Source organism: Hydrogenophaga crocea (assembly GCF_011388215.1).
GTDB lineage: Bacteria > Pseudomonadota > Gammaproteobacteria > Burkholderiales > Burkholderiaceae_C > Hydrogenophaga > Hydrogenophaga crocea.
The window spans coordinates 4114222-4139413 of the sequence record NZ_CP049989.1 but is presented as its reverse complement, the minus strand read 5'-3'; the positions used below and the strand labels follow the sequence as shown (position 1 = coordinate 4139413).

The 25192-nt window shown below is 71.3% G+C and carries 27 protein-coding genes; 19 read left to right on the top strand and 8 right to left on the bottom strand.

From position 1 onward, the window contains the following. Positions 1–21 precede the first annotated feature (21 nt). A complete protein-coding gene (locus G9Q37_RS19685) occupies positions 22–753 on the top strand; it encodes a DUF2726 domain-containing protein (RefSeq protein ID WP_166229973.1) in 732 nt (243 codons plus the stop codon). 27 nt (positions 754–780) lie between these two features. Here the strand turns inward: G9Q37_RS19685 and glmU are convergent, their stop codons facing one another. Continuing rightward, positions 781–2181 (bottom strand): bifunctional UDP-N-acetylglucosamine diphosphorylase/glucosamine-1-phosphate N-acetyltransferase GlmU, encoded by a 1401-nt coding sequence (glmU, locus tag G9Q37_RS19680; protein ID WP_166229971.1) that lies wholly within the window; start codon positions 2179–2181, stop codon positions 781–783. On the opposite strand from glmU, the gene G9Q37_RS19675 reads away from it, so the two are divergent. The 6 genes from G9Q37_RS19675 (at position 2180) to G9Q37_RS19650 (ending at position 6889) form a co-directional block, all read left to right on the top strand. Then, on the top strand, positions 2180–3097 hold the full coding sequence (locus G9Q37_RS19675; protein WP_166229969.1) for a DUF6279 family lipoprotein: 918 nt from the start codon (positions 2180–2182) through the stop codon (positions 3095–3097). The two genes, glmU and G9Q37_RS19675, sit on opposite strands and share 2 nt — an antisense overlap. A 188-nt stretch (positions 3098–3285) precedes the next feature. Beyond that, positions 3286–4035, top strand: a complete 750-nt coding sequence (locus G9Q37_RS19670) for a GntR family transcriptional regulator (protein WP_166229967.1) — start codon at positions 3286–3288, stop codon at positions 4033–4035. Then, positions 4032–4823 carry a transporter substrate-binding domain-containing protein gene (locus G9Q37_RS19665; protein ID WP_166229965.1) on the top strand — a complete coding sequence of 264 codons (792 nt, stop codon included), beginning with the start codon at positions 4032–4034 and terminating at the stop codon, positions 4821–4823. The genes G9Q37_RS19670 and G9Q37_RS19665 overlap by 4 nt, the downstream gene beginning before the upstream one ends. 15 nt (positions 4824–4838) lie before the next feature. After that, positions 4839–5510 carry an amino acid ABC transporter permease gene (locus G9Q37_RS19660; protein ID WP_166229963.1) on the top strand — a complete coding sequence of 224 codons (672 nt, stop codon included), beginning with the start codon at positions 4839–4841 and terminating at the stop codon, positions 5508–5510. Next, positions 5503–6153 (top strand): amino acid ABC transporter permease, encoded by a 651-nt coding sequence (locus G9Q37_RS19655; protein WP_166229961.1) that lies wholly within the window; start codon positions 5503–5505, stop codon positions 6151–6153. The genes G9Q37_RS19660 and G9Q37_RS19655 overlap by 8 nt, the downstream gene beginning before the upstream one ends. Next, complete coding sequence (locus G9Q37_RS19650; RefSeq protein WP_166229959.1) at positions 6140–6889, top strand: amino acid ABC transporter ATP-binding protein; 750 nt, start codon at positions 6140–6142, stop codon at positions 6887–6889. Before G9Q37_RS19655 ends, G9Q37_RS19650 begins: the two co-directional genes overlap by 14 nt. Here G9Q37_RS19650 and G9Q37_RS19645 read toward each other — a convergent pair. The 3 genes from G9Q37_RS19645 to G9Q37_RS19635 all read right to left on the bottom strand — a co-directional run bounded on the left by G9Q37_RS19645 (position 6878) and on the right by G9Q37_RS19635 (position 9878). Further along, on the bottom strand, positions 6878–8128 hold the full coding sequence (locus tag G9Q37_RS19645) for an SLC13 family permease (RefSeq protein WP_166229957.1): 1251 nt from the start codon (positions 8126–8128) through the stop codon (positions 6878–6880). The two genes, G9Q37_RS19650 and G9Q37_RS19645, sit on opposite strands and share 12 nt — an antisense overlap. A gap of 70 nt (positions 8129–8198) precedes the next feature. Continuing rightward, complete coding sequence (locus tag G9Q37_RS19640; RefSeq protein WP_166229955.1) at positions 8199–9179, bottom strand: MBL fold metallo-hydrolase; 981 nt, start codon at positions 9177–9179, stop codon at positions 8199–8201. 90 nt (positions 9180–9269) lie between these two features. Then, positions 9270–9878 carry a TetR/AcrR family transcriptional regulator gene (locus tag G9Q37_RS19635; RefSeq protein WP_166229953.1) on the bottom strand — a complete coding sequence of 203 codons (609 nt, stop codon included), beginning with the start codon at positions 9876–9878 and terminating at the stop codon, positions 9270–9272. A 34-nt stretch (positions 9879–9912) separates the two neighbouring features. Between G9Q37_RS19635 and G9Q37_RS19630 the strand changes: the two genes are divergently transcribed. Next, complete coding sequence (locus G9Q37_RS19630; RefSeq protein WP_166229951.1) at positions 9913–10299, top strand: TfoX/Sxy family protein; 387 nt, start codon at positions 9913–9915, stop codon at positions 10297–10299. Position 10300: 1 nt separating this feature from the next. Here G9Q37_RS19630 and G9Q37_RS19625 read toward each other — a convergent pair whose 3' ends face one another. Further along, the gene (locus G9Q37_RS19625) at positions 10301–10762 is read right to left on the bottom strand and encodes a DUF2917 domain-containing protein (RefSeq protein ID WP_166229949.1); all 462 of its coding nucleotides are present in this window, start codon (positions 10760–10762) and stop codon (positions 10301–10303) included. A 116-nt stretch (positions 10763–10878) separates the two neighbouring features. Here G9Q37_RS19625 and G9Q37_RS19620 point away from each other — a divergent pair, with 116 nt between their 5' ends. Together G9Q37_RS19620 and G9Q37_RS19615 are read left to right on the top strand one after the other, a co-directional pair. Next, complete coding sequence (locus tag G9Q37_RS19620) at positions 10879–11901, top strand: LysR substrate-binding domain-containing protein (protein ID WP_166229947.1); 1023 nt, start codon at positions 10879–10881, stop codon at positions 11899–11901. Position 11902: 1 nt separating this feature from the next. Continuing rightward, on the top strand, positions 11903–12802 hold the full coding sequence (locus G9Q37_RS19615; RefSeq protein ID WP_166229945.1) for a DMT family transporter: 900 nt from the start codon (positions 11903–11905) through the stop codon (positions 12800–12802). Between the two features lie 19 nt (positions 12803–12821). Here the strand turns inward: G9Q37_RS19615 and G9Q37_RS19610 are convergent, their stop codons facing one another. Next, positions 12822–13472, bottom strand: coding sequence for a 5-formyltetrahydrofolate cyclo-ligase (locus G9Q37_RS19610; RefSeq protein ID WP_166229943.1), 651 nt, complete (start codon positions 13470–13472; stop codon positions 12822–12824). Positions 13473–13513: 41 nt separating this feature from the next. Between G9Q37_RS19610 and G9Q37_RS19605 the strand changes: the two genes are divergently transcribed. The 9 genes from G9Q37_RS19605 to G9Q37_RS19565 all read left to right on the top strand — a co-directional run bounded on the left by G9Q37_RS19605 (position 13514) and on the right by G9Q37_RS19565 (position 23864). Next, complete coding sequence (locus G9Q37_RS19605) at positions 13514–15520, top strand: lytic transglycosylase domain-containing protein (protein WP_205710681.1); 2007 nt, start codon at positions 13514–13516, stop codon at positions 15518–15520. Between the two features lie 19 nt (positions 15521–15539). After that, complete coding sequence (locus G9Q37_RS19600; protein ID WP_166229942.1) at positions 15540–16493, top strand: complex I NDUFA9 subunit family protein; 954 nt, start codon at positions 15540–15542, stop codon at positions 16491–16493. A 104-nt stretch (positions 16494–16597) separates the two neighbouring features. Then, positions 16598–16909: a metal-sensitive transcriptional regulator gene (locus tag G9Q37_RS19595; RefSeq protein WP_166229940.1), complete on the top strand. Its 312-nt coding sequence runs from the start codon at positions 16598–16600 to the stop codon at positions 16907–16909. Between the two features lie 96 nt (positions 16910–17005). Continuing rightward, positions 17006–17704 (top strand): glutathione S-transferase family protein, encoded by a 699-nt coding sequence (locus G9Q37_RS19590; RefSeq protein WP_166229938.1) that lies wholly within the window; start codon positions 17006–17008, stop codon positions 17702–17704. A gap of 22 nt (positions 17705–17726) precedes the next feature. Continuing rightward, positions 17727–18902: a tRNA nucleotidyltransferase/poly(A) polymerase-related protein gene (locus G9Q37_RS19585; RefSeq protein ID WP_166229936.1), complete on the top strand. Its 1176-nt coding sequence runs from the start codon at positions 17727–17729 to the stop codon at positions 18900–18902. Positions 18903–19004: 102 nt separating this feature from the next. Beyond that, positions 19005–19739 (top strand): trehalose-phosphatase, encoded by a 735-nt coding sequence (gene otsB / locus G9Q37_RS19580; RefSeq protein WP_166229934.1) that lies wholly within the window; start codon positions 19005–19007, stop codon positions 19737–19739. Further along, positions 19736–21562: a glycoside hydrolase family 15 protein gene (locus tag G9Q37_RS19575; RefSeq protein WP_166229932.1), complete on the top strand. Its 1827-nt coding sequence runs from the start codon at positions 19736–19738 to the stop codon at positions 21560–21562. The genes otsB and G9Q37_RS19575 overlap by 4 nt, the downstream gene beginning before the upstream one ends. 2 nt (positions 21563–21564) lie before the next feature. After that, the gene (otsA, locus tag G9Q37_RS19570) at positions 21565–22959 is read left to right on the top strand and encodes an alpha,alpha-trehalose-phosphate synthase (UDP-forming) (protein ID WP_166229930.1); all 1395 of its coding nucleotides are present in this window, start codon (positions 21565–21567) and stop codon (positions 22957–22959) included. Beyond that, positions 22956–23864, top strand: a complete 909-nt coding sequence (locus tag G9Q37_RS19565; RefSeq protein WP_166229928.1) for a mechanosensitive ion channel family protein — start codon at positions 22956–22958, stop codon at positions 23862–23864. Before otsA ends, G9Q37_RS19565 begins: the two co-directional genes overlap by 4 nt. A gap of 15 nt (positions 23865–23879) precedes the next feature. Here the strand turns inward: G9Q37_RS19565 and G9Q37_RS19560 are convergent, their stop codons facing one another. Then, on the bottom strand, positions 23880–24128 hold the full coding sequence (locus tag G9Q37_RS19560; RefSeq protein WP_166229927.1) for a hypothetical protein: 249 nt from the start codon (positions 24126–24128) through the stop codon (positions 23880–23882). 49 nt (positions 24129–24177) lie between these two features. Then, positions 24178–25155 (bottom strand): glucokinase, encoded by a 978-nt coding sequence (glk, locus tag G9Q37_RS19555; RefSeq protein ID WP_166229925.1) that lies wholly within the window; start codon positions 25153–25155, stop codon positions 24178–24180. Positions 25156–25192 lie beyond the last annotated feature (37 nt).

The window sequence follows — 25192 nt, the reverse complement described above, 5'->3', positions numbered from 1 at the left end:
GCTTGGAGGAGGTTCGTTTTCATGGATTTGGTGGTGATCGGATCGGTGATCGCGGTGGTGGTGCTGGCGCTGTGCGTCTGGCTCTACCTGCGCTTCATGCGGTCCCAGGACGACGGCCGCGACGACCGTTACAGCCCGGAGCGCGTGCTCTCGACCGAGCAGGTGGCCATGCTCGACTACCTGCAGGACACCTTCCCCGGCCAGGTGGTGCTGCCCAACGTGTCGCTGGCCAACATGCTGTCGGTGCGCCGTGCGGGCGACAAGGTTGCGGCCAAGCAGCGCCTCAAGGAGCAGCGCGTGGACTTCGTGGTGTGCGGCGCCGACGGCCGTCCCACCTTCGCGTTCGACATCGAGCAGTACCACCTCAGCAATGCCGAGGCCAAGGCGCAGCGCGCCAAGGTCAAGAACCGCATGCTCAAGACGGCGGGCGTGCGTTTCCTGCTGCTCAAGAACGGCATCCACCGCATGCCGTCGCCGGCCGAGTTCCGCGCCCAGCTCAACCTGGTGGAGCTGCCCAAGCCCAAGGCAGCGGCCCCCGCGCCGCAGGCGCCCGAGCGCGACAGCGTGATCAAGGAGCTCGAGAGCCAGATGTCCACGCTGGACGACCGCTTCGGCGCCTCGGCCTACCGCGATTCGGAGGTGATGGGCCTGAGCGGCCTCATGAGCCTCGAAGACGAGCTCGCGCCGCCCAAGCCACGCGGCGGCGAGCGCCGCTACGACGGCGGCTCGTACGACGTGCGCGGCGGCCGCTGAGCCCGCCGGCCCGCCCGAAAGGCCTCCTCAGGAGGCCTTTTTCTGTTTCTGGGGCCGCTGCCAGCCGGGGATGCTCGCCTGGCGGCCGCGCGCCACGGCCAGCGCGCCGGGCTCGGTGCTCTTGGTGATGGTGGAGCCCGCGCCCACGGTGCCGCCCGCGCCGATGGTGATGGGCGCCACCAGCACGCAGTTGCTGCCCACGTGCACGTCGGCCTCGATCACGGTGCGGTGCTTGTTGGCGCCGTCGTAGTTGGCGGTGATGCTGCCCGCACCGTAATTCACGCGCTCGCCCACGCTGGCGTCGCCCAGGTAGGCCAGGTGGTTGGCCTTGGCGCCCGCGGCCAGCGTGCTGTTCTTCACTTCGACGAAGTTGCCGATGTGCACCTCGGCGCCGAGATCGGCCCCGGGGCGCAGGCGCGCGAACGGCCCGATCAGCGCGCCCGGGCCCACGCGCACGCCCGCGGCCTCGCCCTCGATGTGGGTGAAGGGGTGGATCACCGCGCCCGCCTCGATGCGCGCGTTGGCGACCACGCAGTTCGCGCCGATGCGCACGCCGTCGCCGAGCTCGACCCGGCCTTCGAACACGCAGTTGACGTCGATCTCCACGTCCTGCCCGCAGACCAGGTGGCCACGCACGTCGAAGCGCGCCGGGTCGGCCAGGCGCACGCCGTCGGCCATGAAGCGCTGGGCCAGGCGCAGCTGGTAGGCGCGCTCGAGCTCGGCGAGCTGCTGCGGGCTGTTCACGCCGGCCACCTGCACCGCGTCCGCGATGCGGTGGGCCTTGACGGTCTCGCCATCGGCCACGGCGAACTTCACCACATCGGTCAGGTAGTACTCGCCCTGGGCGTTGCGGTTGTCGAGCCGCGCCAGCCAGCCGCGCAGCAGCCGCGTGGGCACGGCCATGATGCCGCTGTAGATCTCGGTGATGGCGCGCTGCGCCTCGCTCGCGTCCTTGTGCTCGACGATGGCGCGCACGCTGCCGTGTTCGTCGCGCACCACGCGGCCGTAGCCCGTGGGGTCGGGCAGGTCGAGCGTGAGCAGCGCGAGGTGGCGGCCTTCGCTCAAGTCGATCAGGGCCTGCAGGGTGGCGGGCTCGGTCAGCGGCACGTCGCCCGAGAGCACCAGGGTCAGGCCGTCGTCGGCGAGCGCGGGCACGGCCTGCTGCACCGCGTGGCCGGTGCCGAGCTGGGGCGACTGGCGCACGAAGGCCAGCGCGGTGGCCTCGGGCGCGTGCAGCCCGGCCTCGACCTGCTCGGCGCCGTGGCCGGTGATGACCACCACCGAGCGGGCCTTTAACCCTGCGGCGCAATCGATCACGTGCTGGGCCAGTGCACGGCCGCCCAGGCGGTGCAACACTTTGGGCCGCTGGCCTTTCATGCGCGTGCCTTTGCCCGCGGCCATCACCACCACATCCACCGGTAAGGACATGAACACCTCTTTCGCGATTCGACAGCAGCGCCAGGAGGGCGGTGCCGGGTCGCGGCGGATTATCGCGCGCACCCTGCTGCTGCCTGTGCTGCTCGCGACCCTGTTCGCGCTGGCCGCGTGCACCACCGCACGCCTGGCCTACACGCAGGCGCCCACGCTGAGCTACTGGTGGCTCGACAGCCATTTCGACTTCGACGGCGAGCAGGCCAGCCAGGTGCGCGGCGACATCGACGGCTTCTTCGCCTGGCACCGGCGCGAGGAGCTGCCGGTGTACGCCGACCAGCTGCGCCGCTGGCAGGCCATGGCCCCGCACGACATCAGCGCCGACGAGGCCTGCCAGCAGTTCGAGACCGCGCGCCGGCGGCTGGTGGGTGCGAGCGAGCGCCTGATCGAGCCCTTCGCGCGGCTGGCGCCGCAGCTCACGCCCGCGCAGCTCGAGCAACTGAACCGGCGCCAGGCGCGCAGCAACGACGAATTCGCCCGCGACTTCCTGCGCGGCACGCCCGAGCAGCGCCTGCAGCGCCGGCTCGACGCCACGGTGGAGCGCTACGAGCGTTTCTACGGCCGCCTGAGCGATGCGCAGCGCGAAGGGTTGCGCCAGTCGCTCGCGGCATCGCCCTGGGATGCGCAGCGCACGCAGGCCGAACGCGAACGCCGCCAGGCCGACCTGCTGCAGGCGCTGCGCGAGGCCCAGGCCCAGCCGGCCCGCGCACGCGCCCTATTGCGCGGCTACGCCGAGCGCCTGGTGGTGTCGCCCACGCCCGGCTACGCGGCGCAGAGCGAAGCGGCCATCCGCCATGGCTGCGCGCAGTTCGCGGCCCTGCACAACAGCGCCACGCCGGGCCAGCGCGAGCGCCTCGCGCGCCAGCTGCAGGGCTACGAAAAAGACCTGCAGATCCTCAGCGCGCAGCGCTGAGCGCCCCGCGCCCCCCTCCGCCGCCGTGCACCGCCATGTGCACACCCGTGCGCACACGGGTGTGCACGGCGTCGTGCATGCCGGTGCCGCGCGCACCAGCGCCGCGCCGCCCGCGCACACATCGGGTGCACCAGGCTTGCATACAAGCCTGATGGGCCCATGGCACGGATCTGGCATGCAAGCCTGCCATGGTCAGCTCCACCGACATCGCCCGACGCATCGTCGAGGCCATCCTCGCCCAGCGGCTCGCGCCCGGCACCCGCCTGGGCGAGCAGAACCTGTCGATGCTGTTCGACTGCAGCCGCACGCTGGTGCGCGAGGCCCTGGTGCGCCTGGCCGCGCGCGGCATCGTCACCGTGAGTTCGCGCCGCGGCTGGTACGTGGTGCAGCCCTCGCACGCCGAGGCACGCGAGGCCTTCGAGGCGCGCCGCGTGATCGAGACCGGCCTGATCCGCAGCAACGACGGCCGCGTGGACAAGGCCGCGCTCAAGCGGCTGCGCCAGCACATCCGCCAGGAGCAGGCCGCGCTCAAGGGCGAAGACGTGGGCCAGCGCAGCTACCTGCTGGGCGACTTCCACGTCTGCCTGGCCGAGTGCCTGGGCAACCAGCTGCTGGCAGACACCCTGCGCGATTTCACCGCGCGCACCACGCTGATCGCCATGCTCTACCAGAGCACGCACGACGCGGTGCAGTCGTGCGCCGACCACGTGCAGATCGTCGAGGCGCTCGAGCGCGGTGATGTCGCCGCGGCCGAGCGCCTGATGGAAGCGCACATCGGCCAGGTGCAGGCCGCGCTGCGCCTGAGCCCGCCCGCCGACCCGCTGGCCGACCTGCGCGAAGCGCTGGCGCCGGTGGGCGCGCCCCGTTCCCCCGCCGCGCGCAAGCCGGCCGACCCTTCCCCACCCGACCGCGAAACCTACCTAGGAGCCCTGCTATGAACCCCAGCAAACGCCGCCTCGTCGTCCTCGCCGCGGCCCTGGCCGCCACCTTCGCCGTCGGCGCCCAGGCGCAGACCGCGCTCGAGGGCGTGATGAAGGCCAAGCTCATCAAGATCGCCGTGCCCACCGACTTCCCGCCCTACGGCTTCGTGGGCATCGACCTGAAACCGCAAGGCCTGGACGTGGACACCGCCAACCTGATCGCGGCCAAGCTCGGCGTGAAGGTGGAGCTGGTGCCCGTGACCAGCGCCAACCGCATTCCTTACCTGCAGACCAGGAAGGCCGACCTCGTGATCTCCACGCTGGGCAAGAACCCCGAGCGCGAGAAGGTGATCGACTTCACCGTGGCCTATTCGCCCTTCTTCCAGGCGGTGTACGGCCCCAAGGGCGCGGCCTTGCCCGACTTCAACGCGCTCGGCGGCAAGAGCATCGCGGTCACGCGCGGCGCCATCGAGGACCAGGAACTGAGCAAGGTCGTGCCCGCCAACACCGAGGTCAAGCGCTTCGAGGACAACAACGCCACCGTCTCGGCCTTCGTCTCGGGCCAGACCCAGTTCATCGCCACCGGCGTGTCGGTGGCCGACAACATGATCAAGCGCAACCCCACGCTGGGCGCCGAGTACAAGCTGCTGCTCAAGGACAGCCCGAACTTCATCGGCGTGGCCAAGGGCGAGGACGCGCTGCGCGCCAAGGTCAACGAGATCGTGCTGGCCGCCAAGAAGGCCGGCGAGCTCGACGCGATGGCCAAGAAGTGGCTGGGCCGCCCGGCCGGCACGCTGCCCGAGTAAAGCGCCCGCGCCGCCATGGGCATCGAACTCGATTTCGCGGCCGTGCTCGCGCAGTGGCCGCTGCTGCTCAAGGGCATGGCCTGGACGCTCGGGCTGACGGCCGTCTCGGCCGTGCTCGGCGTGGCGCTGGGCGTGGCCTGCGCCTGGGCGCGCACCCAGGGCCCGGCCGCGCTGGGCTGGCTCGCCGCCGCCTATGTGGAGCTGATCCGCAACACGCCCTTCATCGTGCAGCTGTTCTTCGTGTTCTTCGGCCTGCCCGCGGCGGGCGTGAAGCTCACGCCCGAGCTCGCGTCGGTGATCGCCATGGTGGTGAACCTCGGGGCCTACGCGGCCGAGATCGTGCGCGCGGGCGTGGAGGCCACGCCGCGCGGCCAGTTCGAGGCCGCGGCCAGCCTCGCGCTCTCGCGCGCGCAGACCTTCGTGCACGTGGTGCTGCCGCCCGCGCTGCGCAAGGTCTGGCCCGCGCTCACCAGCCAGATCATCATCGTGATGCTGGGCTCGGCGGTGTGCGGCCAGATCGCCACCGAAGAACTGAGCTATGCGGCCAACCTGATCCAGAGCCGCAACTTCCGCGCCTTCGAGGCCTTCATCGTCGCCACCGCGCTCTACCTGCTGATGTCGATGGCGGTGCGCGCGCTGCTGAACTGGGCCGGCCCGCGTTTCATCTTCGGAGGCCGCCGTGGTTGATTTCAGCCTCTGGGACATCGTGCGCAACCTGCTGCTGGCGGCGCGCTGGACCGTGGTGCTCTCGCTGATCGCGTTCGTGGGCGGCGGGCTCGTGGGTGGGCTGCTGCTGGTGGCGCGCACCGCGCGCTGGCCTGGCGCCACCGCCTTCGTGAAGGCCTATGTGCAGCTCTTCCAGGGCACGCCGCTGCTCATGCAGCTCTTCCTCGCCTACTTCGGCCTCGCGCTGTTCGGCGTCGACACCTCGGCCTGGGTGGCGGCCACGCTCGCGCTCACGCTCTACACCAGCGCCTTCCTGGTGGAGATCTGGCGCGGCTGCGTGGAAGCCGTGCCCAAGGGCCAGTGGGAAGCCGCACAAAGCCTGGCACTGAGCTTCGGCGAACAGCTGCGCCACGTGATCCTGCCGCAGGCGCGGCGCATCGCCATCGCGCCCACCGTGGGCTTTCTGGTGCAGGTCATCAAGGGCACCGCACTCGCGTCGGTGATCGGCTTCGTCGAGCTCACCAAGGCCGGCACCATGATCACCAACGCCACCTTCGCGCCGTTTCTCGTCTACAGCTGCGTCGCGCTCATGTACTTCGCGCTCTGCTTCCCCGTGAGCTGGGCCGCCCGCACGCTCGAAAGGCAACGCCATGCCCACCGCTGAACCCCACGCCATCGTCGACATCGCCGGCTTGCGCAAGGCCTACGGCGCCAACGAGGTGCTCAAAGGCATCGACCTGCAGGTCGGCCGCGGCGAGGTGATCGCCATCATCGGCAAGAGCGGCTCGGGCAAGAGCACGCTGTTGCGCTGCATCAACGGGCTCGAGGTGTTCCAGTCGGGCGCGCTCACGGTGGACGGCCAGCCGCTGCGGCACGAAGACGCGGCCGCCATGCGCGAGCTGCGCCAGCACGTGGGCATGATCTTCCAGGGCTTCAACCTGTTTCCGCACCTGAGCGTGGGCCGCAACGTGATGCTCGCGCCCGCGCTGGTGAAGAAGGCGCCCGAGGCGGTGAACGCCGAGCGCGCGCGCCAGCTGCTGCAGCGCGTGGGCCTGGCCGACAAGTTCGATGCGTTTCCCGACCAGCTCTCGGGCGGCCAGCAGCAGCGCGTGGCCATCGCGCGCGCGCTGGCCATGCAGCCCAGCGTGCTGCTGTGCGACGAGATCACTTCCGCTCTCGACCCCGAACTCGTGGGCGAGGTGCTGCAGGTGGTGGAATCGCTGGCCAACGAGGGCATGACCCTGCTGATGGTGACGCACGAGATGAACTTCGCGCGCAAGGTCAGCGACCGCGTGATCTTCATGCACCAGGGCCGGGTGCACGAAATCGGCCCGCCCGAGCAGCTCTTCGGCCAGCCGGCCACGCCCGAGCTGCGGCAGTTCCTGGCCTCAGTGCATTGAGCGCATCACGACCACGATCACGCCCAGCGACAGCAGCGTGACCGGCACGCCCACCACGGCGTGGCGCTTCCAGTCGATCACGATGCCCTGCTGGCGCGCGAGGTCGGCCACGATGAGGTTGGCGATCGAGCCCACCAGCAGCAGGTTGCCCGCGAAGGTGGTCACGAGCGCCAGCGTCACGCCGGCCTGGGCGTCGCCCTGCAGGTGCGGCAGCAGCAGCATCACCGCGGGCACGTTGGACACCAGGTTGCTCAGCACCACGCCCACCACCAGCAGCGGCCCGGGGTCGGCCAGGCGCACGCCGTGGCCCGCGAGCCAGCCCACGGCATCGGCCGAGAGCCCGGTTTTCTCGAAGGCGTGGTTGACCACGAACAGGCCGATGAACAGGATCAGCAGCGGCCAGTCGACCAGCTTCATGAAGGCCGACGAGGCGAGCCGGCGGCTGAGCAGCAGCAGCGCCGCGCCCACCAGGGCCATCACCTCGTGCGGGCCGTCGCGGAACAGGAACAGGCCCATGAGGCCGCCCGCCACCAGCAGGCCCTTGGCGGTCTGCCACAGGTCCAGCGGCGGCTCCTCGTCGGGCCGCTCGGGCATGGGCAGGGGCTCCACGCGCGCGTGCGGCACGCAGACCAGCCAGCCCCAGAGCACCACCAGGCTGATCAGCACCGGCAGCAGCGCGGCGCGTGCGTAGGCCGCGAAATCGAGCCGGAGCACCGAGCCGATCAGCATGTTCTGCGGGTTGCCGATCAGCGTGGCGGCCGAGCCGATGTTGGCCGCGCACGCCAGGCCGATGAGAAAGGGCAGCGGGTTGGCGCCGCGGCGCAGGCACAGCCGCGCCACGATGGGCGTCATGGCCAGGCAGACCACGTCGTTGGAAAACACGGCCGAGAGCAGCGCGGCCACCGCGATCAGCGCGGCCAGCAGCGCGGCATCGGGCAGGGGCAGCGCGCCCACGCGGCGCGTCACCGCGGCGTAGAAGCCGCCCAGACGCATCTGCGCCGAGATCACCATGAAAGCGAACAGCAGCAGGATGGTGGGCAGGTCGACCGCCTGCGCCGCCTCGACCACGCCCATGCCCGAGAGCGCGATCACCGCGATCGCGCCCAGCAGGGCCACGCCCGAGCGGTCGAGCTTGAGCCGCGGCAGCCCGCCCAGGAACATGCCCAGGTAGACCACGCCGAAGACCACGACGATGGCCCAGTCGGCGGCGGCGTTCAGCAGGGGATCGGTTTGCAGCATGGAGCGCGCATGGTAGCGGCGGGCAGCAAAAAGCCGCCCGAGGGCGGCTTGTGCGGGACGGCGGACCGGCTCAGGCCTGCAGCGCGGCCCACATTTCCTTGTCGCGCTCGGCGGTCCAGATGCGCGGGTTCTTGATGCCCTTGGCCTCGTCGTAGGCGCGGCTCACGTCGAAGGGCAGGCAGTGCTCGTAGATGAACACGTGGCCGAACACCGGATCCATGCTCTTGCGCGTGTGGGCCATGGCGGCCTTGAGGTCCATGTTGGCGGCCACGGCCTCCTTGCCGGCCTGGAACAGGGTGGTGACCCAGCGCTTGGTGTAGTCCAGCGCCTTGTTCACGTTGGCATTGCCCTTCATGGCTTCGCCGCGGCCCGGCACGATGTACTCGGCGTTGAGCGCGCGCAGCGCCTCGAGCGTGGCGGGCCATTCCTCGAGCTGGGCGTCGCCGGTGTAGACGCCGGCCTCGTACTCGACGAGGTCGCCGCTGAACAGCACCTTCTCGGCCTCGACCCAGGCGATGGTGTCGCCGCGCGTGTGGCCCTGGCCCGGGTGCCAGATCTCGACCTTCACGCCGCCCAGGTCGACCGTGAGCGAGCCCTGGCGGCCCGGCGTGCCATCGCCGATGACCATGGTCGGCCAGGTCAGGCCGGGCACGCTGTCGGCGCCGCGGAACAGGCGCGGGAAGCGCTCCATTTCGCTCTGCATGTCCTCGGCGCCGCGCTCGACGATCAGCTCGTGGGTGCCACGGCTGGCGATGACCTCGGTCGCGCCTTCGGCCGCGTAGGCGCTCGCGCCCAGCACGCGCACCGCGTGGTAGTGGGTCAGCAGCACGTACTTGATGGGCTTGTCGCTGACCTCGCGGATGCGTTTGATCAGGTCCTGCGCCATGGCCGGCGTGGCGGTGGCGTCGCTCACCATGATGAACTTCTCGCCAATGATCACGCCCGAGTTCGGGTCGCCTTCGGCGGTGTAGGCCCAGCAGTGCGGGCTCAGTTGCTCGAAGGTGATCTTCTTGTCCTGCAGGTCGGCCTGGGAGGCGAAAGCTTTGCTCATGGGGCGGTCTCCGTGGAAAAGGCAGATTTTACTTAAACGAAATCGGTTTCACATAAGTAAATCGGAAAATCGCTGAACAGCCGGGCCGGTTCAGGGCCGGCGCCCGCCGAAGCCGCCCTCGATCACGGCCACGACCTCTTCGGCGAAGGCCGAGTAGCTCATGGGCCCGCCGGGGCGCAGCCAGATGAAGGTCCAGTTGATCATGCCGAACAGCATCATGGTGAGCGCGGCCTGGTTCTCGGGCGTGACGCGATCCGGGTAGGCGCGCCGGATGAAGCGCGTGAAGGCCGCGACCACGTCGCGCTGGCGGTTGACCACCAGCGCGCGCTGGGTTTCACCGAGGAACTTGGTGTCGGAGACCAAGGCCGCATGGCGTGTGGCGCTGTGCTCGTACTCGGCCAGAAAGGCCCGCACCAGTTCGCTCAGCGCCTCGCGCTCGCTCAGGTTCTTGCGCTGGGCCCGGCCCTCGGCCTCGCCGATCAGGGCCAGCAAGCGCTGGGTGTAGCGGTCCAGCAGGTCGAACAGGATCGCTTCCTTGCTCTCGTAGTAGTGGTAGAGCCGCGCCTTGCTGGTGCCGCAGGCCTGGGCGATGTGGTTCATGCTCGCGGCCGGGAAGCTCTGGCGCGCGAAGCACTGGGCGGCGACGTCGAGGATCTCCTCGCGCTTGAGGTCGTGGGTGGCGGATTTGGGTCGGGCCATCGGACGATTCTGCCTGCGGCCGCACAATCGGCCCATGCCGGGCGCCCGCGATCCCTTCGTCGACCACGTGTGCGAGCTGCTGGCCAGCCTCGGGCCGGTGGCGGCGCGGCGCATGTTCGGCGGCTGGGGCCTGTCGGTGGACGGCATGAACGTGGGCATCGTGGCCTGGGACACGCTGTTCCTCAAGACGAATGCCGAGACCGAGCCGCAGTGGCTCGCGGCGGGCGCGCGGCCCTTCGTGTACGAGGCCAAGGGCAAGGCCATGCGCCTGCACTACCACACGCCCCCGGACGAGGCGCTCGAATCGCCCGCGCTGATGGCGCCCTGGGCCCGGCTGGCCCTGCAGGCGGCGCTGGCCGCGCGCGCCCCGGCGAAGCGGGCGCGGGCACAGAAGGCGCCGGCCCGCCGGGCGCCGCGCTGACTCAGGGCGGGTTGGACTCGAAGCGCGAGAGCACGCGGCCGCGGCCGGCCACGAGGAACTCGCCGTAGCCCAGCACGCCGCGCGCGAGGCGGCCGAAAGCCAGCACCACCTGGCCCAGCGCCTGCGCGAGCTCGCGCGTGGGGGCGCCGACCTCGCGCTGGAAGCGGCCCGGGGCCGGCACGGCCACCGGCAGCACGCACCAGTCGAAGCGCACCGCCTCGCCGCTCGCCCAGGGCTCCATCACCAGGTGCGCGCCCGCGGGCACGTGCAGGGTGTCGCCGGCCTGGAGCACGTGGTCACCCAGGCCCTGGGGCACGTGGGGCAGGTTCAGCGTGACCCAGGCGCGGCCGCTGAGGACGCTCAGACAGCTGTCGTCGGCGGGGTACAGGCTGAGCGCCCGGTGGGCACCGACCAGGTGGCCGCGGCGGGCCGTGTTTGATGCCGATTCGGAACGGGTATTCATGGGGCTTCTCCATGCACCAGGGGGTATTGGCGCGGATGGAATCTTCGCGGGACGCATGTCCAACGTCCAATGAAACCCGGCTAAGCTATTGATTCCCCACCCGCATCAATGCCGCCATGAGCCTGCCGCCCCGCCACCCCCGCACCCGCCCCATCGGCATGGGGCACCTGCGCGCCTTCGAAACCGTGGCACGGCACCTGAACTTCCGCGCCGCGGCCGAAGAGCTCTCGCTCACGCAGAGCGCCGTGAGCCGGCAGATCCAGGCGCTCGAAGACGAGGTGGGCGCGGCGCTGTTCCTGCGCCACACGCGTGCGGTCGAGCTCACGAGCGCGGGCTCCATGCTGCTGCGCGCGGCGTCCACCGCGCTCGAGCGCGTGGACATGACGGTGCGCCAGATCCGCCAGAGCGCGGGCCGCAAGAGCGTGGCCATCACCACCTGGGCTTCGTTCGCCTCGATGTGGCTGATCCCGCGGCTCGAGGCCTTCCAGCGCGACCACCCCGACATCGACATCCGCATCGACGCCACCGACGCCGCGGTCGACCTCGCCACCGCCGACGTCGACCTGGCGCTGCGCTACGCCGTGCCGCAGGCGGTGCCGGCCGACGCGGTGCGCCTGTTCGGCGAGAAGCTCACGCCCGTGGCCAGCCCCTGGCTGCTGCAAAGCCACCCGATCCGCCGCATCGAAGACCTCGCGGGCTGCGCGCTGATCGAGGCCGGCGACGCGCACCGCACGCGCCACCTCGAATGGCTCACCTGGCAGCGCTGGCTCGACCACTTCGCCACGCCCGAGCCCGCACCGCGCGGGCGCAAGGCCGCGCCCAAGCCGCGCCTGAACCCGCAGCGCTGGCTGTACTTCAACTACGCGCAGCAGATCGTGCAGGCGGCCATCATCGGCCAGGGCGTGGCGCTGGCGCGGCTGCCGCTGGTGGCCGAGAACCTGGCCAGCGGCGCGCTGGTGGAGCCGCTGCCGCACGCGCGCATCGACTCGCCGCTGGTGTACTGGCTGGTGGTGGCGCCGCGCAGCGCGCAACGGCCCGAGGTCAAGGCCTTCGCCGACTGGCTGCTGCAGCAGGCGGCCATCACGCGCGAAGCCATCGGCGACGTGCCCGACCCCGACACGCTGGACCAGATGGACTGAGATGACCAACAGCAACCTGCGCAGCATCGTCGCGATGCTGATCGCCGTGGGCTTCTTCGCCCTCATGGACGCCGTGCTCAAGACCCTGTCGGCGCGCTACCCGGTGCTGCAGATCGCCGCGTTGCGCGGTCTCACCGCGCTGCCGCTGGTGCTGGCCTACATCGCCTGGCGCGGCGCCTGGCACACGGTGCTGCGCATCCGCTGGCCGCTGCACCTGCTGCGCGGGCTGCTGGGCATCGTGATGCTGAGCCTGTTCACGCTGGGCGTGCGCACGCTGCCGCTGTCGGCGGCGTACACGCTGTTCTTCATCGCCCCCTTGCTGATCACCGCACTGTCGGTGCCGGTGCTCAAGGAACGCGTGCCGGCCGCGCACTGGTGGGCGATCGGCGCCGGCTTCATCGGCGTGCTGATCGCGCTGCGCCCCAGCGGCGCCGATCTGCAGGCCGGCCTGGCCACCGCCGGCGGCCTGGCGGTGCTGGGCGCGGCCCTGTGTTACGCGGTGGCGGCCGTCACCGGGCGGCTGGCCAGCCGCACCGACAGCAGCGAAGCGCTGATCCTCACGATGATGCTGGCGATGTCCCTGGGCGCGGGCGCGCTCGCGCTGCCGCAGTGGGTGCCGATCGCGCGCGCCGACCTGCCCCTGCTGATCGCGCTCGCGGTCACGGGCTTCTGCGGCCAGCTCGCGATCACCGAGGCCTTCCGCCACGGCCAGGCGTCCATCGTGGCGCCGTTCGAGTACAGCGCCCTGGCCTGGGGCCTGGGACTGGACTGGCTGATCTGGCACACGCTGCCCTCGCCGCACACCTGGCTCGGCGCGGCGATCGTGATCGGCAGCGGGCTTTACCTGATCCGGCGCGAGAAGCGCATCACCGAGGCCCACGCGAACGCCGAGCACCCCTGAGGGGCGCGGCGCGGCGATCTCAGTCGACCGGCCAGGCCACGCCCGAATCGACCAGCACCGCGTCGAGCGGCACGTCGTGAGGCTCGGGCCGCAGTTCGGGCACGAAGGCGAAGTCGTAGCCCAGGCCCACGGTGACCGGGCGCGGCCGCAGCGTGGCCAGCGTGCGGTCGTAGAAGCCGCCGCCGTAACCGAGCCGGTAGCCGCCGGGGCCGTAGCCCACGCAGGGCACGAAGATCAGCGTGGGCACCACCACCTCGGTGTCCTTGGGCTTGGGAATGCCGTAGGCGTCTTCCTCCATCGGGCAGCCCGGGTACCAGGTGTGGAAGGTCAGGGTCTTGTCGATCTTGTTGATCACGGGCAGGCCGATGCGGCGGTGGCGCTGCTGGCTCTGCGCGTCTTCCTCGAGCCCGGCCTCCTGCCAGCGAAACAGCGCGGGCAGCGGATCGAACTCGCCCTTGATCGGCCAGTAGGCGCCGATCACGGTGTCGGGCCGGTTCACGAGGAACACGCGCATCACGCGCTGCAGCTGGTCGTTGCGCCACAGCCGGTCGGGCAGCGACTGGCGCTTGTCGATCAGCGCCTTGCGCCAGCGCGCCTTGGTCTCGCCCGGGCTGCCGCCGGCCGTGCGGCCGTCGGGGGAATGGGAACTCTCACCGGGCTTGCTGTCCATAATCCTCGTGTGTCCGAATTGCTCGAGAGCCAGGAAGTGAAATGCCGTTGACCGCACCGCTGTGGCATGCCACGCGACTGGGCCGCCGCCTGATTATGGGGGCGCTCCTGCTGCCCGTTCTTGCGTCATCGCAGACCGTGGGCGACAAGGCCCTGCTCGACATGCGCGCCGCCTACAGCCGCGGCCAGAGCGCCGAACTCGCGCGGCTGTTGCCCACCGTGCGCGGCCACGTGCTCGAACCGCTGGCGCGCTACTGGGACATGCGCGTGCGCCTCGACACCGCATCACCCACCGAGATCCGCGCCGCGCTCGACGCCATGGCCGGCACCTACTGGGAAGACCGCCTGCGCAACGACTGGCTGCTGCAGCTGGGCAAGCGCCGCGACTGGGCGCGCTTCGAGGCCGAGCGCCCGCTGTTCCGCATGAACGACGACCGCCAGGTCACCTGCTACACCGTGATGCTCGACGCCGCGGGCAGCCGCCTGCCGCCCGAGGTCGCGGCCGAACGCGTGCGCGAACTCTGGCTCGCGCAGCGCGACGCCGAAGACGGCTGCGCCACCGCGGCCCAGGCCCTGCTCGCCAGCGGCCACCTCAAGCCCGCGGTGGTGTGGCAGCGCGCCCGCGCGATGATGGAGGTGAACCGCCCGCGCGCCGCGAGCCAGGCCGTGGCCCTGATCGACCCCGAACGCGCGGCGCAGATCGACGGCATCGCGGCCGACCCCGCGCGCTACCTCGACGACAAGATCACCGCGATCCGCCCGCGCACCAAGGAGCTGGTCACGCTCGCGCTGCTGCGCCTGGCGGCGGTCGATCCCAATGCCGCGGCCAGGGAGCTCGAAAGCCTCAAGTGGCGCACCCAGCTCACGGCCGAAGAGCGCAGCCACGCCTGGGGCGCGATCGGCCGCCGCGCGGCGCAGCGCCTGCAGACCGACGCACTCGATTTCTACGCCCGTGGCGAGCTGCAGCACATGACCGACGAGCACCTGGCCTGGATGGCGCGCGCCGGTCTGCGCCTGGGCCGCTGGACCGCGGTGCGCGACGCCATCTACGCCATGAGCCCCGCGCAGCGTGCCGACAGCGACTGGGTCTACTGGCGCGCCCGCGCCATCGAAGCGCTGCAGGAACCCGATGCCGTGGTGGCCCGCGCGCAGGCGCGCAGCCTGTACGAGTCCATCGCCTCCACGAGCGACTTCCACGGCATGCTCGCGCTCGAGACGCTGGGTGTGCCCATCACCACCCCGCCGGCCCCGGCGCCGCTCACCGCCGAAGAACGCCGCGCGGCCGAGAACGACCCCGGCCTGCGCCGCGCGCTCGCTGCCATGCGCCTGGGCCTGCGCAGCGAAGGCGTGCGCGAATGGAACTACCAGGTCGCGCTGCACAACACCGGCGGCATGGCCGACCGCGAGCTGCTCGCCGCGGCCGACCTCGCCTGCCGCGAGCAGATCTGGGACCGCTGCATCAACACCAGCCAGCGCACGCGCGACCTGATCGACCCCGCGCAGCGCTTCCCCACGCCCTACCGCGAGCAGGTGGTGGCGCGCGCCCAGGCCATCGGCCTCGATCCTGCCTACGTCTACGGCCTGATCCGCCAGGAAAGCCGCTTCGTCACCGAAGCGCGTTCGAGCGTGGGCGCCTCGGGCCTCATGCAGGTCATGCCCGCCACCGCGCGCTGGACCGCGCAGAAGATCGGCCTGAGCGATTTCCGCCCGCACCAGATCAACGAGCGCGACACCAACATCCAGATCGGCACCGCCTACCTCAAGTTCGCGCTCGACGACTTCGAAGGCTCCATGCCGCTCGCGGCCGCGGCCTACAACGCGGGCCCGGGCCGCGCGCGACAGTGGCGCAACGGCCCTGTGCTGCCAGGCGACATCTGGGCCGAGAACATCCCGTTCGAAGAAACGCGCGACTACGTGCAGCGCGTGCTCACCAACACCACGCTGTACGCGGCGCAGCTCACGGGCCAGCCGCAGTCGCTGCGCGCGCGCCTGGGCACCGTGGGGCCGCGCAGCGCCACGGCGGGCGCCGTCAACGCCGAACTGCCCTGAATCCCCCTTGCGCAACGCCATGAAGAACGTCCTCGTCCTCGGCGGCACCGGCTTCGTCGGCCGCCACACCTGCGAAAAGCTGCAGCGCGACGGCTGGCACATCACCGTGCCCACGCGGCGCGCGGCCCGCGCCGCGCTCGTGCAGCACCTGCCCCGCGTCACCGTGATCGAAGCCGACGTGCACGACCCGCGTCAGCTGCTCGCGCTCATGGCCGGGCAGGACGCGGTGGTCAACCTCGTGGCCATCCTGCACGGCAGCGAGACCGCCTTCGAACGCGCCCACGTCGAACTGCCGCTGGCGATCGAAGAAGCCTGTCTGGCCAACGGCGTGCGCCGGCTGGTGCACGTGAGCGCGCTCGGCGTCGCCCTCGACGGCCCTTCGCGCTACCAGCGCAGCAAGGCCCGCGGCGAGGAGGTGCTGCGCGCTGCCAACCTCGACCTCACCGTGCTGCGCCCCAGCGTGATCCACGGCATGGGCGACCGCTTCCTCAACCTGTTCGCGCAGCTGCAGGCCGTGGCGCCAGTGGTGCCGCTGGCCTGCGCCGACGCGCGCTTCCAGCCCGTCTGGGTCGAAGACGTGGCCGCGGCCATCGCGGCCTGCCTGCGCGACAACGCGATCGGCCGCGCCAGCATCGGCCAGACCTACGGGTGCGTGGGCCCCGAGGTGTTCACGCTGCGCGAGCTGGTGCAGCTCGCGGGGCGCCTGGGCAGCCGCGAGCGCCCCGTGATCGGGCTGCCCGCGGCCCTGGGCCGCTGCCAGGCCGCGGTCATGGAATGCCTGCCCGGCGAGCCGCTCATGAGCCGCGACAACGTCGACGCCATGGCCGTGCCCAACGTGGCCACCGGCCAGTGGCCCGGCCTCGACCGGCTGGGCATCCAGGCCGCCAGCGTGCACGCCATCGCCCCCGAGACCCTGGCGCAGCGCACAGGCCACAGTCGGCTACTGCATTGGCGGCAGCAGGCTGGACGTTGATCGGATATTGATCGCGAATCCCGGGCGCCGAACTGTACGGGGGTTGTGTTATCTGAAACACTGGCGCGGCTCGCAAATGAGCACCTTTAACTTAAGGGCGCACCATGCAATCCGATCCGTACGAATCCCCCACCCACCGTGCTCGAATCGCTGCCAGCCTCGACAGCCAACGCGACGTGATCAACCGCCTCAAGCGCATCGAAGGCCAGATCCGCGGCCTCATCGACATGGTCCAGAGCGACCGCTCTTGTGAAGAGGTGGCGCAGCAGATGTCGGCTGCCCGCAAAGCCATGGACAAGGCCTTCTACCGCATGATGGCCTGCTCCATGCTCGACGCGGTCGCCGAGGCCGCGGTCGAAGGACCCGCGATGCGCGACGTCGAGCGCTCCACGCGCATCCTCGAGAAGTACGCCTGAGCCATTCATGACGGGCCCGCATCCAAAAGGCCCACGGTTTTCATCGATGGCACGGCCCCGCGGGCCTAGCATGCGGTTTCTTCACGGAGACCTCCCATGCCCCTGCAGTTGATCATCGGCAACAAGAACTACTCGTCCTGGTCCATGCGCCCCTGGGTGCTGATGCGCCAGGCCGGCATCCCCTTTGAAGAGGTGCAGATCCGGTTCGATTCCTTCGAAGCGGACTCGGTCTTCAAACAACGCGTGAAGGCCATCAACCCCGTGGGCAAGGTGCCTGCGCTGGTCGACGACGGCTTCGCCATCTGGGACTCGCTGGCCATTGCCGAATACCTCGCCGAACGTTTCCCCGAGCGCCAGCTCTGGCCGGCCGACACTCGCGCCCGCGCCCGCGCACGCAGCGTGTGCGCCGAGATGCACAGCGGTTTCAGCGCGCTGCGCAACCACTGCCCCATGAACATCGAGGCCTCGCTGCCCGAGGTCGGTGCGCTGCTCTGGCGCGACCAGGCCGGCCTGCGCGCCGATGTGGCACGGCTGGTCGCCATGTGGACCGAGCTGCTCGCGGCGCAGCCCGCGGGCAGCCTGCTGTTCGGCGACTTCGGCATCGCCGACGCCTTCTACGCGCCGGTGTGCACGCGCATCCGCACCTACGCCTTGCCGGTGCCGCCCGAGGTGCAGGCCTATGTCGATCGCGTGCTTGCGCTGCCGGGCGTGCAGGCCTGGGTCGGCGATGCGCTGGCCGAAAAAGACTTCATCGACTTCGACGAGCCCTACCGGCTGCGGCCCGGCACCCGCTGAGCCCGCGCCTACACTCGCGCCCATGCAGATCTACCTCGTGGGCGGTGCCGTGCGCGATGCCCTGCTCACACGCGAGCTGGGCTGGCCCGCGCCGGCCAGCGCCGACCGCGACTGGGTGGTGGTGGGCGCCACGCCCGAGGCCATGGCCGCCCAGGGCTTCGTGCCCGTGGGCCGCGACTTCCCGGTCTTCCTGCACCCGCAGACGCGCGAGGAATACGCGCTGGCGCGCACCGAGCGCAAGACCGCCCCGGGCTACCACGGCTTCGCGTTCCACGCGGCGGCGGGCGTCACACTCGAAGACGACCTCGCGCGGCGCGACCTCACGGTCAATGCCATGGCGGTGGCGGCCGAACACGCCGACCACCCGGCCGATGCCCCGCTGATCGACCCCTGGGGCGGCCTGGCCGACCTGCGCACGCGCACGCTGCGCCACGTCACGCCCGCGTTCGCCGAAGACCCGGTTCGCATCCTGCGCGTGGCGCGCTTCATGGCGCGCTGGGACGGCTTTCACATCGCGCCCGAGACCCTTGCGCTGATGCGCGACATGGTCGCGCACGGCGAGGCCCACCACCTCGTGGCCGAGCGCGTGTGGCAGGAGATCGCGCGCGGGCTGATGGAGCCGCACCCGAGCCGGCTCATCGCCGCGCTCGACGCCTGCGGACTGCTCGAGGCCTGGGGCCTCGCCGCGCTGCGCCGCGCCGCGCTCACGCCCTCGCTCGAGCGGCAGGCGGCTTTTGCACACGCCCCGCTGGCGGTGCGCTGGACCTGGCTGGTCGCTGCGCTGCCCGACGCCCCGGCCTTGCGCGCCCTGGCCGATCGCTGGCGGGTGCCCAACGAAGCGCGCGATCTCTCGCTGTTGTTGCAGCGCGAAGCCATGGCCCTGCGGCAGGCGGGCAGCGCCGACGCCGCCACCGTGCTCGGCCTGTTCGACCGCTGCGACGCCTGGCGCAAGCCCGCGCGCTTCGCGGCCCTGCTGCAGGCCCTCGACGGCCTGGCGCTGGCCGACGCCGACGGCGGGACCGCGGTCCACGCCGCCACCGCGCGCCTGGGCCAGGCACTGCAGCGCCTGCAGGCGCTCGACGCGGCCGCCATCACGCGCGCCGCGCTCGCCGACGGCCTGAGCGGCCCCGAAGTGGGCGAGCGCTTGCATTCGGCCCGCCTCGCGGCCTTGCAGGCGGCCCTGGGCCTGCCCGGCTGAAGGCGGCGCTGTCAAGCCGCGGCGATTTGCCGCAGCGCAGCACTGCGACAAACCGCGCCACGCTTGCGCCCGCCGCACCCCCCGCGGTACGGTGCAGGGCTGATGACGAGCACGCTGCCCACCCTGTCGGCCCGGCGCTCCGCGCTGTTCCTGGACTTCGATGGCACGCTGGCCGAACTCGCCAGCCGGCCCGACGCCGTGCAGATCCCGCCCGATCTGCCGGTGCTGCTGGACGCCCTGCACCGGCGCCTCGGCGGTGCCTTGGCGATCGTGACCGGCCGCGCGCGCGCCGACCTGCAGCGCTGGCTGCCGGTGCAGCGCTGGCCCGGCGCCTTCGAGCACGGCGCCGTGCACGTGGGCGCCGACGGCACCGAGCGCGTGGCCGGCGGGGCCGACCTGCGCACCGTGACGGCCCTGGCGCGCGACTTCGCGGCCCGCCACGAGGGCCTGATCCTCGAGGTCAAACAGACCTCGCTCTCGCTGCACTTCCGGCTCAACCCCGGCCTGGGCCCGGCCTGCGTTGACCTGCTCGCGCGCGCCATCGAACACCAGGACGGCCTGCGGCTCATGAGCGGCAAGGCCGTGGTCGAGGTCAAGCCCGCCCACGTCGGCAAAGGCCGCGCGATCGCCGCTTTCATGGCCGAGCCGCCGTTCACCGGCCGCCAGCCCTGTTTCGCAGGCGACGACGTGACCGACGAAGACGGCTTCGCTGCGGTGCAGGCGCTCGGCGGCGAGGCCATCAAGGTGGGCGACGGCCCCACACGCGCGCAGCGCCGCTGCCCCAATCCCCAGGCCTTGCGCGCCTGGTTGCACCACGCCCTGGAGACCCGCGCATGAGCCACGGATTCGCCCCCCCCGCCCCCGCGTCGCTGCAACTGGGCGTGATCGGCAACTGCACCATCAGCGCCCTGATCGACGCACGCGCCCGCCTGGTCTGGTCGTGCATGCCGCGCTTCGACGGCGACCCCGTGTTCTGCGCCCTGCTGGGCGGCGACGGCGGCGCAACGGGCGAAAGGGGCGATTGGGCGATCGACATCGAGGACTTTGCCGAAGCGCGCCAGCGCTACGAGCCCAACACCGCGGTGCTGGTGACCGAGCTCTGGGACCGCCACGGCCAGGGCCTGCAGATCACCGACTTCGCGCCGCGTTTCGCCACCCGCGGACGCATGTTCCGGCCGATGCAGATCGTGCGCCGCGTGCGCGCACTCAAAGGCGCGCCGCGCATCCGCGTGCGGCTGTCGCCGCGCTTCGACTGGGGCGCGAACGCGCCGCGCACCACCTCGGGCAGCCACCACATCCGCTACGTGGGCGAACACCTCACGCTGCGCCTGTACACCGACGCGCCGATCAGCCACGTGCTCGCGGCCGAGCCGTTCCTGCTGCTGCAGGAACACAGCTTCCTGCTCGGGCCCGACGAGACCCTGCAGCACGGCGTGGGCGACACCGCGCGCCACTTCGAGCAAGAGACCATTGCCTACTGGCGCACCTGGACGCAGCGTCTGGCGCTGCCGCTCGAGTGGCAGGACGCGGTGATCCGCGCCGCCATCACGCTCAAGCTCTCGCTGTTCGAGGACACCGGCGCCATCGTGGCCGCCATGACCACCAGCATCCCCGAAGCGCCCGGCACCCAGCGCAACTGGGACTACCGCTACTGCTGGCTGCGCGACGCCTTCTTCGTGGTGCGCGCGCTCAACAGCCTGTCCGAGGTCGGCACCATGGAGGACTACCTGCGCTGGGTGTCCAACGTGGTGGTCGACAGCACGCGCGGGCGCGACGGCCACGTGCAGCCGCTCTTCGGCGTGGGTCTGGAACGCGATTTGCCAGAGCGCACCGTGAGCACCCTGCCCGGCTACCGCGGCATGGGACCGGTGCGCGTGGGCAACCAGGCGCACGAACACTTCCAGCACGACGTGTACGGCAACATCGTTCTCGCCTCGGCACAGGCCTTTCACGACCACCGCCTGCTGCACCAGCCCGGCCTCGACGAGTTCCACCGCCTCGAGGCCATCGGCGAGCACGCGGTGCGCGTGTTCGACCAGCCCGACGCGGGCATGTGGGAGCTGCGCACGCGCGCGCGGCTGCACACCTCCTCGGCCCTCATGGGCTGGGCCGCGTGCGACCGGCTCGCCAAGATCGCGCGCAAGCTGCGCCTGCCCGAGCGCGAACGCGTGTGGAGCGAGCGCGCGGCACACATGCGCGAGCGCATCCTGCGCGAGGCCTGGAGCGAGGAACGCCAGGCCTTCGCCGAGAGCTTCGGCGGCCGCGACCTCGACGCCAGCGTGCTGCTGATGGCCGAGGTGAACCTGATCGATCCGCGCGACCCGCGCTTTGTGGCCACGCTGCGCGCGCTCGAGCAGCACCTGTGTGACGGCCCCTACATGCGGCGCTACGAAGCGCCCGACGACTTCGGCAAACCCGAGGTGGCGTTCAACATCTGCACCTTCTGGCGCATCGACGCGCTCGCGCGCACCGGCCGCCAGGCCGAGGCGCGCGCGGTCTTCGAAGCCATGCTCGCGGTGCGCAACCCGCTGGGCCTGCTGTCGGAAGACACCCACGCCACCACGGGCGAAATGTGGGGCAACTTCCCGCAGACCTATTCGATGGTGGGCCTGATCAACGCCGCGATGCGGCTGTCGGCCCCCTGGGACTCGGTGATCTGAGCATGGGCCGCCTCGTCGTCATCTCCAACCGCGTCGCCGATCCGCGCAAGACCGCGGCCGGCGGCCTGGCCGTGGCCCTGGGCCAGGCCCTCGAAGCCAGCGGCGGCCTGTGGTTCGGCTGGAGCGGGCGCATCACCGAAGGCGGCACGCCCGGCGAAGGCGAGGTCAACCGCCAGCAGGCCGGCCCGGTGCAGCTGGTCACGGTCGACCTCTGCCGCGACGACCACGACGCCTACTACGAACGCCACAGCAACGGCGTGCTCTGGCCGGTGTTCCACTACCGGCTCGACCTCGCCGACTTCGACGGCGGCAGCATTTCGGGCTACCGGCGCGTCAACCAGCTGTTCGCGCTCAAGCTCAAGGCCCTGCTGCGGCCCGACGACCTGATCTGGGTCCACGACTACCACCTGATCCCGCTCGCGGCCGAGCTGCGCGCCATGGGCTGCGAGCAGCGCATGGGCTTTTTCCTGCACATCCCGTTGCCGCCACCGCTGATGCTGGCCGCACTGCCCGAGCACGAATGGCTGATGCGCTCGCTGTTTGCCTACGACCTCGTGGGCCTGCAGAGCGAGGCCGACGTGACCCACTTCGCGCGCTACGCGAGCGACGAACTGCAGGCGCGCGCCGAGGGCGACCATGGCTGGCACGCCTTCGGCAAGACCCTGCAGGTGCAGGCCTTCCCCATCGGCATCGACGTGGACGAATTCCAGGCCCTCACGCGCCAGCGCGAAGCGCAGGACATGCACGACCAGCTGCGCCGCGAGTACGCGCGCCGGCGCCTGCTCGTGGGCGTGGAACGGCTCGACTACTCCAAGGGCCTGCCGCAACGGCTCAAGGCCTTTCGCACCCTGCTGCAGAAGTACCCCGAGAACCAGGGCAGCGCCACGCTGATCCAGATCGCCTCGCCGAGCCGCGAATCGGTGGACGCCTACGCCTCGCTGCGCGCCGAGCTCGAAAGCCTCTCGGGCGCCATCAATGGCGAACACGGCGAGCTCGACTGGATGCCCGTGCGCTACATCCACCGCAACGTGGCGCGCAAGCGCCTGCCCGGCCTGTACCGCGCGGCCGCGGTGGCGCTGGTGACGCCGCTGCGCGACGGCATGAACCTGGTGGCCAAGGAGTTCGTGGCCGCGCAGGACCCCGAAGACCCCGGCGTGCTCGTGCTCTCGCGTTTCGCGGGCGCGGCCGAACAGCTCAAGGAGGCCTTGCTGGTGAACCCCTACGACACCGCGCGCACAGCCGAGGCCATCCAGCGCGCGCTGCAGATGCCGCTGGCCGAGCGCCAGCAGCGCCACCAGGCGCTGCTGCAACGCATCCGCACGCACGACGTGCACTGGTGGCGCGAGCGCTTCCTGCGCGCGCTGCAAGCGACCCCTGCACAGGAGAAAACGGTTTGAACGAAAGATTCATCGACATCGCCACCGGCTGGTGGCAGGGCCTGGGCAGCCTGGCCACCAGCGGGCTGCGCATCGTGCTGATCCTGATCGCGGCCTGGGTCGTGGTCGGCATCGCGCGGCGCGCCATCCGGCTGCTGCGCGACCGCGTGGCCGGCCAGCTCGACAACGACCGCGAAGCGATCAAGCGCGCCGAAACGCTCAGCCGCGTGTTCCGCTACCTCTCGGTGGTGGTGGTGAGCCTGATCGCAGGCATGTTGGTGCTGGGCGAGCTCGGCGTGTCGGTGGCGCCCATCCTCGGCGCCGCGGGTGTGGTCGGCCTGGCCGTGGGCTTCGGCGCGCAGAGCCTGGTCAAGGACTACTTCACGGGCTTCTTCCTGCTGCTCGAGAACCAGATCCGCCAGGGCGACGTGGTGAAGCTCGGCGAGCACGCGGGCGTGGTCGAAGAGGTCACGCTGCGCTACGTGCAGCTGCGCGACTACGACGGCAACGTGCACTACGTGCCCAACGGCCACATCACCACGGTGGTCAACATGACGCGCGGCTTCAGCCAGGCGGTCTGCGACGTCGCGGTCTCGGTGCACGAAGACGTGGACGCCGTGGTGCAGGTGATCCGCGAGGTGGCCGCCGGCCTGCGCGCCGACCAGGCCTTCGGCGCGCGCATCCTGGACGATCTGGAGGTGGCCGGCGTGGAGCGCTGGGACAACGCCTCGGTGGTGATCCGCTGCCGCTTCCGCACGCTGCCGATCGAACAATGGGGCGTGCGGCGCGAATTCCTGCGCCGGCTCAAGGCGGCCTTCGGGGCGCGCGGCATCCGCCTGCCCTACCCCAACCTCACGGTGCACGCCGACAGCGAAGCCGCCAACGCGGCGAACCTGCGCGAGGCCGCGGCCGCCGCGGCGCGCTGAGCGCGCGGCGCGAGCTCAGCCGAACACCGAGTCGCTCTCGGCGTGGGCCGCGCCCACGAAGACCCGCAGCAGCGGGCCGTGCAGGTCGTGCTCCCACAGCCGGCCCTGGATGGTGAACTGCCGCCCGCCGACGCGGAACACGTCGCCGGGCATGGGGGCCACGCCGTGGCCCCGCCAGTAGTCGGGCACCACCAGGTTGGACCGCCGCAGCCAGGCCTGGTCTTCGTGCGAAAAGACGAGCACGGTGCGCAGTGGGTTGCTCATGCGGCCTCCTGGGTAGCGGTTGGCCAGCCAGCGTAGCGCAAGCGCGCGTTCAATCCAAGCCGTCGAGGCTGCGCGCCGCACCCAGCAGCGCGGGCGAGTCGGGCGCGGTGATCACCCACACGGGAATGCCGCGCAGGTAGGTGGCGAAACGGCCCTTGGCCTCGAAGCGCGCCCGGAACGGCGAGGCGTCGAAGGCCGGGCCCAGGCGCGGCACGATGCCGCCGCCGATGTACACGCCGCCGCGCGCGCCCAGCGTGAGCGCGAGGTTGCCCGCCACCGTGCCAAGCAGCGCGCAGAACACCTCGAGCGCGGCCACGGCCTGCGGCTGCGCCGCGGACAACGCGGCCTCGGTCACATCGGCCGGCGTGGCGATGCCCTGCACCGCCGCGCCTTCGGCCTCGCAGAGCACGCGGAAGGTGTCGAGCAGGCCCTCGCCGCTGCACACCCGCTCGCCCGAGGCATGGCCGTACCGGCGCACCAGGCCGTCGATCACGGTGCGCTCGCGCGCATCCTGCGCGGCCAGCGTCACGTGGCCGCCCTCGCCCTGCAGCGGCACCCAGCCGCCGCGGCCGTCGGGCAGCAGGCCCGACACGCCCAGGCCCGTGCCCGCACCCAGCAGGCCGATGGCGGCCCGGGGATCGGCCGTGCCACCGCCCACCTGGCGCCGGTGCGCCTCGGGCAACACCGGCAGCGCGAGCGCGAGCGCGGTGAAGTCGTTGAGCACACGCAGGTGCCGAAAACCCAGCTCGGCCTGCAGTTCGCGCTGCGAGAACGCCCAGTGGTGGTTGGTCATGCGCACCGCGTCGCCCAGCACCGGGTTGGCGATGGCGATGGCCGCGGCCCGCACCGTGCGCGGGGCAATGCCCGCGAGGTAGTGGCGCAGCGCATCCTGCAGGCGCGGGAATCCGGCCACCGGCAGCACCTGCACCGCCTCGAACGGGGCGCCGGGCGCTGGCTGGAAGGCGAAGCGGGCGTTGGTGCCGCCGACGTCGGCCAGCAAACGGGCGAGGGGCGCGGGAGGGCTCATGGCGAAATCATAGGGTTAGGCCCTGGCGCACGCGCTC